Here is an 11,274-nt window from a genome sequence, read left to right as displayed (position 1 = left end):
TGTGGCATGAAATGGGTGGGCGAGCTGAGCCGGCAGCTGCGTTACGCGATGGTGGACTGTTTGGCCTTCACCGGCAGCATCAGCAGCAAACCCGCGAGCAGAACGATGACAATGCCCAGGATGCCGAAGCGGGTGTCGCCCGTCAGTGCGACGAACAGGGTGAACAGGCCGGGCGCGAGGAAGCTGACGGCGCGTCCTGTCGTTGCGTAGAGGCCGAAGATCTCTCCTTCGCGTCCGGGCGGGGTGATGCGCGAAAGGAAGCTGCGGCTCGCGGATTGCACCGGACCGACGAAGAGGCAGAGGAACAGCCCGCAGATCCAGAACCCGATTTGTGCATCTCCGACGAAGAGCACCGCTGCCCCGAAGATTACGAGACCGACGAGTGACACCATGATGATGTTCTTCGCGCCGACGCGGTCGTCGAGCCAACCGCCGGCAAACGTTCCGATGCCTGCCACGAGATTCGCGGCGACGGCGAAATAGAGCACTTCGGAACTCGAGAAATGGAACACCTGGGCGGCGATGATGGCGCCAAATGTGAAGACTCCGGCGAGTCCGTCTCTGAAGACCGCGCTCGCGATGAGAAAGACCAGCACCTGAGGGCTGTTCTTGGCGAGGCGCCCGATCGTGCGAAGAAGCGACGCATAAGAGGCGAAGAATGAGGTTCGATTGCGTCGCGTGATGCGAGGGATCTCGGGCACTTTGAGCATGAGCGGAATCGCGAAGACGGCGAACCACACGGCCGAGAAGAGGATGGCCAGCCTAATGTTGAGCCCGTCAGCGGTCGTGACTCCAAGGATGCCGGCGTGCCCCTCAGTTCCGAAGCTCTGGATGAACAGAAGAAGGAGTAGAGCGAGCAGCACAATGCCGCCGACATAACCGAGCCCCCACCCTATACCGGAGACCTTGCCCACATTGCCGCGGTTCGACACCTGCACAAGCATGGCGTTGTAGTTCACACTCGCGAACTCGAAAAAGACGTTGCCAGCCGAGATCAGCACGATGCCGAGCACAAGGTAAGCAGGTGACCCCTCGACGAAGACCATCGCGGCCATGGCGATCACGACGAGAAGTGTATTGACGCCGAGCCAGAACTTGCGCTTGCCCGATCCGTCAGAGCGTTGCCCCATCACCGGCGCGAGAAGAGCAACAAGGATGCCGGCTATGAGCAAGCCAGTGCTGAGGTGTGTGGCGTTCGTCGCCAGCGCCAGCTTCAGGTCGGGATCGCTTGCGTCGCCGCCCGCAGCGTCCACGACCGCAGGGTCGACGAAGAGTGAGCTTGCAAGGTATGTGCTGAAGACGAATGTCGTGACGACAGCGTTGAACGATGCAGAGCCCCAGTCCCAGAGAGCCCACGAGATCACCCGTGTCTTCGGAATCTGAGCGTTATCGGTCAGACCGACGATGGGCCCCGTCGTGCGGTTCTCTCCAGTGGGTGGCCGCCCGCTCGTGCCCGACGCATCTTTGCTCATGCACACAGGCTATCGGGACGACGTTAACTTCGTCTCGCCCCGCCACCGGCGTGCCGGGTGCGGGGCGAGACGAAGAGACGTTGCCTGTTAATCGCGCAGCGGGCGACCTTCGGCATCCGTCTGGAACGACTGGGCGCGAGCGAGAACCATGATGCCCTCGATGAATCCCCAAAGTGCGCCGAAGCCGAACGTCACGATTGTGACGATGATTTGCGCGATGCCGATGCCGGCATAGCCGAGGTAGAAACGGTGGATTCCCCATCCGCCGAGGAAGATTCCCAGAAGTCCTGCGGCGAGTCGGCTCTTTGCATACGGGTCGTTTGGCCCGGCATAGCCCGGCTGTTGCCCATACGGCTGCTGTTGTGCGTATGGTTGCTGCCCGTATCCCTGCCCCGGCTGCGCGTATCCCTGATCAGGCTGGCCATAGCCGGGCGCAGGCTGCTGGGGCTGGCCCTGTGGAGCCTGCTGAGGTTGAACAGGTGGTACCTGTGGAGGCTGCTGTGGCTGGTGCTGTGGCGCTGGAGGAGCCTGGTGGTGCTGCGGTGCCGGAGGTGTTTGTTGCTCGTGCTGAGGCGGACCCTGCTGAGGATGAACTTGCGGGGCCGGGCCTGGAGCGGGCGGCGCTTGCTGCTCGTGCACCTCAGGGGGCGACTGCTGTGGCTGAGCCTGTGATGCCTGCTGTTCGTTGGCCTGCGTTTCGTCGGCCAGCTTCTCCTCAGCAGGAGTTGCCGGGGTGTCGCTGGGCTCCGGCGAAGCCGGAGGCACGTTGTTGTCAGTCATATCGTTAAACCTATCTTTCATCGTGGAGTGTTCCGAGGGGGAGTTCTGCCCGTGCCAGGGTTAGAGCAACTTTCGCTCCAGCGCCCACGCAGTGAGCTCGTGGCGTGACGACAGCTGCAGCTTGCGCAGCACGCTCGACACGTGGGTCTCAACGGTCTTGATTGAGATGAAGAGATCTGCGGCCACCTCTTTATATGCGTAGCCGCGAGCGATGAGCCTCATGACTTCCTGCTCCCGTTTCGAGAGGCGATCAAGCTCATGGTCGGCCTGCGCGGTTTCGCCGCTGATCGCGCCGAACGCGTCGAGTACGAATCCGGCGAGCCGGGGAGAGAACACGGCGTCGCCCTCGGCGACTCGCCGTGCTGCATCCGACACATCGGCGCCGGACGAGCTCTTGGTGATGTACCCACGGGCACCGGCCCTGATAACACGCACGACGTCGTCGGCAGCATCCGAGACGCTGAGTGCCAGAAACAGGGTTTCGGGTGAAGCTGGTGCTGCGCGCGTGACGACTTCGGCACCTCCGCCACCGGAGCCGCCGGGAAGGTGCACGTCGAGAAGAACGACGCGAGGCTTGAGTCGAGTAACGAGCGCGATCGCCTCGTCGACGCTCGCGGCCTCGCCGACCACGTGGATGTCGCTGGCCAAGTCGGCGCGGAGCCCTGAACGGAAGATCGAGTGATCATCGACGATGAGCGTTGCAAGACCCTGCTCTTCTTCTGCGGTCATGCGTCCTCCTTCGTTCCCTGTGCGAATGGCATTCGCAACAGTACCTCGGTGCCGGTTTCGCCGGGCCCTAGGCGAATCGTCGCCGATCCGCCTAGTCGAGTCATGCGTCCCACGATCGACTCGCGCACTCCGAAATGTCCGTCAGGAATCGCATCGACGTCGAATCCAGGGCCGCGATCCGAGACCGAGATCTCGATGCTCGATGGCGACGATTCGGAATACACGGTCACTGTACCGCCTGCGTGTTGGGCTGCGTTCAGCATTGCTTCGCGCGCGGCCGCGAGCAGGCCCTCGGGCGCTTCGGGCACCGCGACGCCCGTCGTGATCACATCGATGCGGGCTGCGAAGTCGTTTTCAAGAGAGGATGCTGCTCGCCGCAGCTCAGCCGAAAGGTCGAGTGGCCCGCCGACGTTCTCGGCGAAGAGCCACTCGCGCAGCTCGCGTTCTTGTGCGCGAGCCAACCGCGATGCATCAGAGCCCGGCTCAGCCTTTTGCTGAATAAGGGCAAGAGTCTGCAGCACCGAGTCGTGCAGGTGCGCTGCCACCTCCGAGCGCTCGATGTCGCGGGCTCTCGCCGCGCGCTCGTCGGCGAGGTCGCGCGCTAGGCGCAGAACCCACGGTGCCACGACCACGGCGACGCCGAGCAATACAGCGGATGCTGCGAAAAACACAGTCCAGATGTTGGGCTCGTTGTCTGTCACGAAGAACAGCAAAATACCCAGCACTACGAGTACAAGGGCGCCCATGGCGCGAACGACGAGGGCCGAGCGTCCGGCGACTCTTCCGCGCCGCAGCCCGTCGAACTGCCGCCAGGCGAGTCCGGCGCCGGCGACCACGACGACGGCGGGAACGATGAACGCGAGCGGAATATCAGCGCCCAGCCGAGTCGCAATCATGGCGGCGCCGGCCAGAAGCAGGGCAATGCCGAGAAGAATCTCTGTCACGGGCGCGCGCGAGCCCGCAGCATCCGCCCGCTCGTCTTGAGTGTTGGGGCGGGTGAGCACATTCTTCACGGGCGTGTGGCCCTCGCTGATCGGAGTTGTCGCCCAGAGCCATGCGTAGAGCAGCAAGCCCGCGCCTCCGCAGAGCGTGAGAATTGCGGTCACAGCGCGTACAGCGCCCACGGGAATTCCGGTGTGTTCGGCGAACCCAGCGCAGACGCCACCGATCACGCGCAAGCGCGGTCGAACGATTGTGGCGGTCTGCATGGGACAATCCAAGCATCTCCGGGGCGGGAATTGAGTACTTCGGGGTGTGATGTCAGGGTTGGTTCAGGGGGAACCCCCATGGTGTCGTTCCGATCAGGTTGGCAGTCTTAAGCCATGACGAACGACAATGGACAATCGCAACGGCCCGGGGCCAACCCAAATGGGTGGTCCGCGCCGGGTGGATTCTTCGACTGGATCCGGGGCATCAATGTGCGTCGCACAGACGACAAATGGGTAGCCGGTGTCTGCGGAGGGGTGGCAGAGCGCACAGGGCTCGACCCGATGCTGGTGCGCGGAATTGCCATTATCGTCGCGCTGCTTGGCGGCCCGATCTTCTTGGCATACGCCGTCGGCTGGGCGCTGCTGCCCGACACGACGGGGCGCATTCACGTTGAACGGATGCTGCAGGGAATCTTCGATCCCGCATTGATAGCGATCGGCGTGCTGCTCGTCTTGATGTTTGTTCCGTTCTCGCAGGGCCTTTGGTGGCAGGGAACGCCGGGCTGGTGGGGAATGCCCGGCTGGCTTGAGGGCATGCTGCGTGCTGGGTGGATCATCGTGCTCGTGGCCGGATTCATCTGGCTAATCGTGGTGATCTCGCGAAAGGCATCACAACGCGGCCCTCATGATCCCAACGGTCCCCGCACGCACACCGATTACTGGAGCTCCGGCCAGGCTGGCCCCACCGGTCCGACCAGCCCTGTGGGTGAACAACAAGCAAGCTTTGCGGCCGGGACCAACGGATCCGCGGAGCCTGCGGCTCACACCGAAACGGCGGATGCCGCGAACGACGCGCCCGCCCCACCGGCGGACGAGCAGCCGCCGCAGAGCCCTCCGTATGCCGCGCCACAGAGCGAGCCGTACGCGACGTACCCCGGGTACACATCCGGGCCGACGTGGGCATCGACACCCGCCAACGATCGTTACGTTGCTGCGCAGCAGCGTCAGGCCGCCGCGCGCGCCCAGCACGAAGCGCGCATGCGAGAGAACGCGCAGCGCCGTGCCGAGAATGCTGCCCGCTGGCGTGAGCGTCAGCCCGGCGCCGGCTATATCGCCATCAGCTTGGGGCTCGCCGTCGTCGGCGGTGCGCTCGCGGCCCTCGCGGCACTCAGTCTTGGCTGGACACAGAGCACCCTTGTCTTCGGAGTCTCTGGTGCCCTCGTCGTGCTTGCGGTCGCCACGATCATTGCGGGCATTCGTGGCCGTGAAAACGGCGGACTTGGATTCTTCTCGACGGTCGCGGTCATCGCTCTCGTGTTCGTCGGAATTGTCCCGCAGGCGTCGCACTTCTCTGCATTCGGCGACACGACGTGGCGGGTGTCAGAGGTAGGGTCCGCGCAGTCGCAGAACTACGTCGTGGGTTTCGGCCGGGCGACTCTGGACCTGCGCGAGCTCGACACGTCGGCAGAGGGAGGCGACATTGATCTGTGGCTCGGGTTCGGAACGACAGATGTCGTCATTCCAGACGACGTGCCCATAGAGATTCGATTCAGTGGGGCGGCCGCGACGCTTAATTCCAATGGAGTCGACGATGCCAATGGCACGCCAAGCGGGCTCTTTCCCTCGGCCGTCATCCAATCCGATGCGGCGGAGAGCGCCGCCGACTCCGACATCACAACAGTGCACGTGCGCGTCATGTTCGGCACAGCCGACGTCACAGTAAGGAAGACACCATGAGTACCGAACCGTCATCGCCAGATCGCAAAGATACCGACGGCACTGAGCCGGCCGAGTCCTTGTTCTCTCAACCGGAGACCGGCTCGACAGCTCCGTTCGCGTCCGAGCCTACGTATCGGCCGCAGTCTGGGTCAGGTCCGGATGCCGCGGCGACCGCGTCGACGCGCAGAGCGCCGATCTTCGGCACGATCTTCTGGGGCATCATCCTCCTGGTCTTCGCTGTTGTCATGGCGGTACTCGCCATCCCCACAATCACTGTCGACGTGGTCGCACTGACGATCACCGCGCTCGTCGTCCTCGGTGCGCTGCTTGTCGTTGCCGGTGTCGCCGCTTCCGTCCGCAATCGTCGAAACTAATTCAGCATCCGGGGCCGGAAGGATTGCGGTTGCACTCCTTGTCGACAATGACGGAGTTGGCAGTAGTGGCGATGGCGGTGACTCCGGATGCTGCCTTCGTCAGTGTTCCTTGAACCGGAAGCCAGCCTGTACCCGACGTCTTGATCTCCACGGAGTAGTTCACGGTTAGCGACACCGTATACGTGCCCTTCTCCGTGAACGTATGGCTCGTCGCCGTGGCGGTGAACTCTTTCACTCCGAGGTCCTTCCACGAGCTGCCGCCACTGTCGGTGGTCGAGGATGATCCGTCTCCCCATGACCAGCTGTAGCTGGTGGGCGTGAACCGTACGGTGATCGGAAAGTCGAACAGTTCTCCCGAGTCTGTGTTCACATCGGCGTCTGCGTAGAAGTTCGCGGGCAGTCCAACGATCATCCATCCGTCTGGCTCCATGGTCACGTGAGCCTGCTCGGGGGTGAACGACGCGAGGTCGTGAATGGTGATTGGATCGGAGCCCTCGTCAGGGCAGGTGCCCACGAACTGGCATGGAAACTCAAGATGAGCCTTTGGCTTGCCGTTAGCGTCCCCATCGCCGTTGTCGCCACCAGAGTTGTCGCTGCCGCCCCCGCCGCCGTCATCGCGCCCATCTGATCCGCCGTTGCCAGGATCAGTCTTGTCCCCACCAACCTCGATTGTGTCTCCATCGGCGACACAATCCCCATTGGCATAGTCCAACTCAGTGCAACTCGCAGCTTGAGCAGACGTTGGGAACAGACTGAAAGCGACGATTACCCCAACAATTAGCAGGATTCTGACTCGTGCCATGCGTCCAATCCATCTATTACGAGTCGGGAATCATCTGTATTCCACACAAAGGAGACCTCCAATGGAACAACGTCTACCTTGCGTGATTCTGTAATGTCTGCGCCACTTGCGTCGTAGACCTTGACGTGGGTCAAGTCCCGACAGATACCGATCGAAATGGTGGCGTCTTCCTTCGATTGTGAGACCGAAATCAGCTTTTGATCGCGAAACGCAGAACTGCCGATGGTGTATTCCCCATCATTCGAATTGGTCAGATCGTTTGAGATCCTCGAATAGAAATCTGCGGATACAAGTGGTTTCAACTCGTCTGGAGATGGTTTACTAGATTGACTAATTCCGTCAAGAACCGCGTTGAACTGCTGGTAGACATCGACCGCCGCCTGCAGCGCCTCGTCTTCGCTGGCGAAAATCGCCGTTTTCGTTGGAGTCGGCGTTGGCTTGGGCTCGGAGGGGACACAGGCAGTCACACCCAGGGCGAGCGCGCCGACACATGCGAGCGTCACCACCGCACGCCAGGCCCTCGAGAAACGCATACGGAATAGCGTAGAAAAATCGGGGCTCCCGCGTGGAAGTTATCCACAGGCATCCGACTCAGGCCTGCGGCGTGCGTTCCCTGGCTGGCTTCGCAATCATCCAGACGGCTCGTGCGACAAGCAGAAGCGACAGCACAAGGCCGAGCACCTTCCACCAGAGGCCGTCAGTGAGAAACATCAGCACCATCGCAACGAGCACGGGAGCGAGGTATGTGAGCGACCAGCGAATGTAACCACCAAAGCTTGGCATCGAGACTCCGGCCGAGTCTGCGACCGACTTAGTCATGAAGTTGGGGCCGTTGCCGATGTAGGTCATCGCCCCGCCCAGCACCGAACCGAGGGAGATGGCGATGAGGAGAATCTCGGGCACTCCGGCCACCAGGTTCTGGCCATCGACGTGCGATGCCATCTCGAAGAACGTTGCGTATGTGGGAGCGTTGTCGAGCACAGAGGAGAGCCCACCAGAGAAGATGAACAGAGTGATGTTCGTGAGCGGCAGCTTGGGCGCAACCTGTCCGAGGTATTCGAGCGCGGGCATCATAGTGAGGAAGATTCCGATGAAGAGTGCCGCTACCTCGAGAATCGGTGCCCACGTGAACTTGTTGTCAACGTAGCGGGCGGCGCGATTGCCGATGAGGAGCGATCCGACAGCCGCGGCAATCATGACGATTTCGCGCCAGGGAATGCAATCGGCGAACTCGGCGGTGCCGTGCTCAATTGCATGTGCATCAACGGACGGCACAAAGGCAACGGCGACGATGATAACGGCGAGAAACAGGAGGCCGCTGCCACCGCGCAGGCCCAATTTGGTCTGCGCAGCGTTGTCGTTTTCAATTGTCTCCGCCGACTCGGTCGCGTAGGAACGCTTGTCGAGCGCATAGAACGTCAGAAGAAGCATCACATTGACGAACAGCCAATAAGGCCAGAGGCCGAGTGTCCATTCGAACGGTACTCCTCGAAGCATCCCGAGAAAGAGTGGCGGGTCACCGAGAGGTGTCAGCAACCCGCCGCAGTTGGCAACGATGAAGATCGTGAAGACCACCGTATGAACGCGGTGCTTGCGCTCCTGGTTGGTATTGAGAATCGGGCGGATGAGCAGCATTGCCGCGCCGGTTGTTCCGATAAACGATGCGAGAACGCCGCCGATGGCGAGAAAGATCGTATTGTTGCGCGGCGTGGCTTTGATGTCGCCAGAGAGGAAGATGCCGCCTGAGGCGACGAATAGCGAGCCGAGCAGCACGATGAACTGCGAGTACTCGATGAGGGCACCGGTGACGATGCCCTGGTGACCGGCGAAGGTGAACCACAGAGCGATCGGCACACCGAGCACAAGCGCCACAATGAGCTTGACCAGGTTGTGGTCCCACGCCTTCTCGGTCGCGGGAATCAGCGGGAGAACGGCAATGCACAGCAGCAGAGCAACAAAGGGGAGGATGCTCCACCACTCGACGTGCATCGCAGCATCCTCTCGTCACAGACAGTGACCGCACCCATCGGGGTCACGAAATAAGCGTAATAGACCTGCGGATCTGGTGGAGCACGACGCTTATGATTCGCGCGCGGCGTTGCAGTGCGCAATCTGAACCGAGGACAAGGGTGATCGTCTGCACAGCGGTGCGTTCGTCGTGCATGCAGCGAGATATCCACAGCACCGCCTCGATGATACGGAACAAAACCGCTCGCCAGAAAGTTGAGTCAAGTATGCTCAAGATTGGCTGGGAGAAATTGACAGCGCGACCGTGTCGAGTAAACTTGAGCCGTAGGCACTCAACTACGAGTGCCTTATGACTTTACCCACCCGCATCAGACGCGCCATGCCAAGAGACCTGGCTGGTCAGAAGGAGAAAACACATGTCACGTGCAGTAGGAATCGACCTCGGAACCACCAACTCGGTGGTGAGCGTTCTTGAGGGTGGCGAACCCACCGTCATTGCCAACGCCGAGGGCATGCGCACAACCCCCTCGGTTGTCGCATTCACCAAAGACAACGAGGTGCTCGTCGGTGAGACCGCGAAGCGCCAGGCTGTCACGAACGTCGATCGCACAATCGCATCGGTGAAGCGCCACATGGGCACCGACTGGTCGTTCCCCGTCGACGACAAGAAGTACACGGCCCAGGAGATCTCGGCTCGTATTCTGCAGAAGCTGAAGCGCGATGCCGAGCAGTACCTTGGCGACACCGTTACCGACGCGGTCATCACGGTTCCTGCGTACTTCAACGACGCCGAGCGCCAGTCGACGAAGGAAGCCGGCGAGATCGCTGGCCTCAATGTGCTGCGCATCATCAACGAGCCAACTGCCGCCGCTCTCGCCTACGGGCTCGACAAAGGCAAGGAGGACGAGCTGATTCTCGTCTTCGACCTCGGTGGCGGAACGTTTGACGTCTCACTTCTGGAAGTGGGCAAGGACGACGACTTCTCGACAATCCAGGTGCGCTCCACCTCCGGTGACAACCGCCTCGGTGGAGACGACTGGGACCAGCGCGTCGTCGACTGGCTGATCACCAAGTTCAAGGAGTCGACCGGCGTCGATGTCTCGAACGACAAGATCGCCAAGCAGCGCCTCAAGGAAGCTGCCGAGCAGGCGAAGAAGGAGCTCTCCAGCTCGACGAGCACGAGCATCCAGCTGCCGTACCTGTCGCTGACAGAGAACGGGCCAGCCAACCTCGATGAGACCCTCTCTCGCGCACAGTTCGAGAACATGACGAGCGACCTGCTCGAGCGCACGAAGAAGCCGTTCTCTGATGTCATTCGCGAGGCGGGAATCAAGGTCTCCGACATTGCGCACGTGGTGCTCGTCGGCGGCTCGACGCGTATGCCGGCCGTTGCCGAGATCGTGAAGAAGGAGACCGGTAAAGACGCCAACAAGGGCGTCAACCCCGATGAGGTCGTCGCCGTCGGCGCCGCACTCCAGGCCGGTGTTCTGAAGGGCGAGCGCAAGGACGTTCTGCTCATCGACGTCACCCCTCTGAGCCTCGGTATCGAGACCAAGGGTGGAATGATGACCAAGCTCATCGAGCGCAACACGGCCATTCCGACCAAGCGAAGCGAAACCTTCACGACCGCTGACGACAACCAGCCGTCGGTCGCGATCCAGGTATTCCAGGGCGAGCGTGAGTTCACGCGTGACAACAAGAACCTCGGAACCTTCGAGTTGACGGGCACGGGCATCGCTCCGGCTCCTCGTGGCGTTCCCCAGGTTGAGGTCACCTTCGACATCGACGCAAACGGCATTGTGCACGTGTCCGCAAAGGACAAGGGCACGGGCACCGAGCAGTCGATGACCATCACGGGTGGTTCGTCGCTCTCGAAGGACGACATCGACCGTATGGTGCGCGAAGCCGAGGAGAATGCTGCCGAAGACAAGCAGCGCCGTGAACAGGCTGAGACGCGCAACAGCGCGGAGCAGCTCGCCTTCTCGATCGAGAAGCTCATCAAGGACAACGACGACAAACTGCCCGACGACGTCAAGTCCGAGGTGCAGGGAGACGTTGACACTCTCAAGTCGGCTCTCGCCGGCGAAGACGAGGATGCTGTCAAGACAGCCTTCGATAAGCTCAATGAAAGCCAGGTGAAGCTCGGCGAGGCCATTTACTCGCAGGCGCAGGCAGAAGGCGAGCAGGCTCAGGCCGCAGGCGAAGAGCCCGCTGCCGACGAGAACTCCGACGACGATGTCGTCGACGCCGAGGTTGTCGACGATGAGGACGAGAAGAAGTAG

Annotated in this window: 10 protein-coding genes; 3 read left to right on the top strand and 7 right to left on the bottom strand. The window is 61.6% G+C overall.

Annotated features, from left to right (window positions below):
- Nucleotides 1–41: 41 nt before the first annotated feature.
- From HCR76_RS13410 to HCR76_RS13395, 4 genes are all read right to left on the bottom strand, one after another.
- Entirely contained in the window at nucleotides 42–1,472 is a 1,431-nt protein-coding gene (locus tag HCR76_RS13410; RefSeq protein WP_166991430.1) for an MFS transporter, read from the bottom strand.
- Nucleotides 1,473–1,559: 87 nt separating this feature from the next.
- Nucleotides 1,560–2,252, bottom strand: a complete 693-nt coding sequence (locus tag HCR76_RS13405; protein WP_166991427.1) for a TM2 domain-containing protein — start codon at nucleotides 2,250–2,252, stop codon at nucleotides 1,560–1,562.
- Between the two features lie 60 nt (nucleotides 2,253–2,312).
- Complete coding sequence (locus tag HCR76_RS13400; protein WP_166991424.1) at nucleotides 2,313–2,981, bottom strand: LuxR C-terminal-related transcriptional regulator; 669 nt, start codon at nucleotides 2,979–2,981, stop codon at nucleotides 2,313–2,315.
- Nucleotides 2,978–4,189 carry an ATP-binding protein gene (locus tag HCR76_RS13395; RefSeq protein ID WP_166991421.1) on the bottom strand — a complete coding sequence of 404 codons (1,212 nt, stop codon included), beginning with the start codon at nucleotides 4,187–4,189 and terminating at the stop codon, nucleotides 2,978–2,980. The genes HCR76_RS13400 and HCR76_RS13395 overlap by 4 nt, the downstream gene beginning before the upstream one ends.
- 114 nt (nucleotides 4,190–4,303) lie before the next feature.
- Between HCR76_RS13395 and HCR76_RS13390 the strand changes: the two genes are divergently transcribed.
- Entirely contained in the window at nucleotides 4,304–5,866 is a 1,563-nt protein-coding gene (locus HCR76_RS13390; RefSeq protein ID WP_166991418.1) for a PspC domain-containing protein, read from the top strand.
- Nucleotides 5,863–6,222: a hypothetical protein gene (locus tag HCR76_RS13385; protein WP_166991415.1), complete on the top strand. Its 360-nt coding sequence runs from the start codon at nucleotides 5,863–5,865 to the stop codon at nucleotides 6,220–6,222. The genes HCR76_RS13390 and HCR76_RS13385 overlap by 4 nt, the downstream gene beginning before the upstream one ends.
- Nucleotide 6,223: 1 nt before the next feature.
- Here HCR76_RS13385 and HCR76_RS13380 read toward each other — a convergent pair whose 3' ends face one another.
- The 3 genes from HCR76_RS13380 to HCR76_RS13370 are packed head-to-tail and all read right to left on the bottom strand — an operon-like array spanning nucleotide 6,224 to nucleotide 9,013.
- Nucleotides 6,224–7,024 (bottom strand): PKD domain-containing protein, encoded by an 801-nt coding sequence (locus tag HCR76_RS13380; protein WP_166991411.1) that lies wholly within the window; start codon nucleotides 7,022–7,024, stop codon nucleotides 6,224–6,226.
- The gene (locus HCR76_RS13375; protein WP_166991408.1) at nucleotides 7,000–7,557 is read right to left on the bottom strand and encodes a hypothetical protein; all 558 of its coding nucleotides are present in this window, start codon (nucleotides 7,555–7,557) and stop codon (nucleotides 7,000–7,002) included. The genes HCR76_RS13380 and HCR76_RS13375 overlap by 25 nt, the downstream gene beginning before the upstream one ends.
- Nucleotides 7,558–7,615: 58 nt before the next feature.
- A complete protein-coding gene (locus HCR76_RS13370; RefSeq protein ID WP_166991405.1) occupies nucleotides 7,616–9,013 on the bottom strand; it encodes a sodium:proton antiporter in 1,398 nt (465 codons plus the stop codon).
- A gap of 395 nt (nucleotides 9,014–9,408) precedes the next feature.
- Here HCR76_RS13370 and dnaK point away from each other — a divergent pair, with 395 nt between their 5' ends.
- A complete protein-coding gene (gene dnaK, locus HCR76_RS13365; protein WP_198248060.1) occupies nucleotides 9,409–11,274 on the top strand; it encodes a molecular chaperone DnaK in 1,866 nt (621 codons plus the stop codon).

This window comes from Paramicrobacterium chengjingii, assembly GCF_011751765.2.
Lineage (GTDB): Bacteria > Actinomycetota > Actinomycetes > Actinomycetales > Microbacteriaceae > Paramicrobacterium > Paramicrobacterium chengjingii.
Note: the sequence above shows the minus strand (reverse complement) of the source record. Positions and strands in the feature narration are given on the sequence as shown.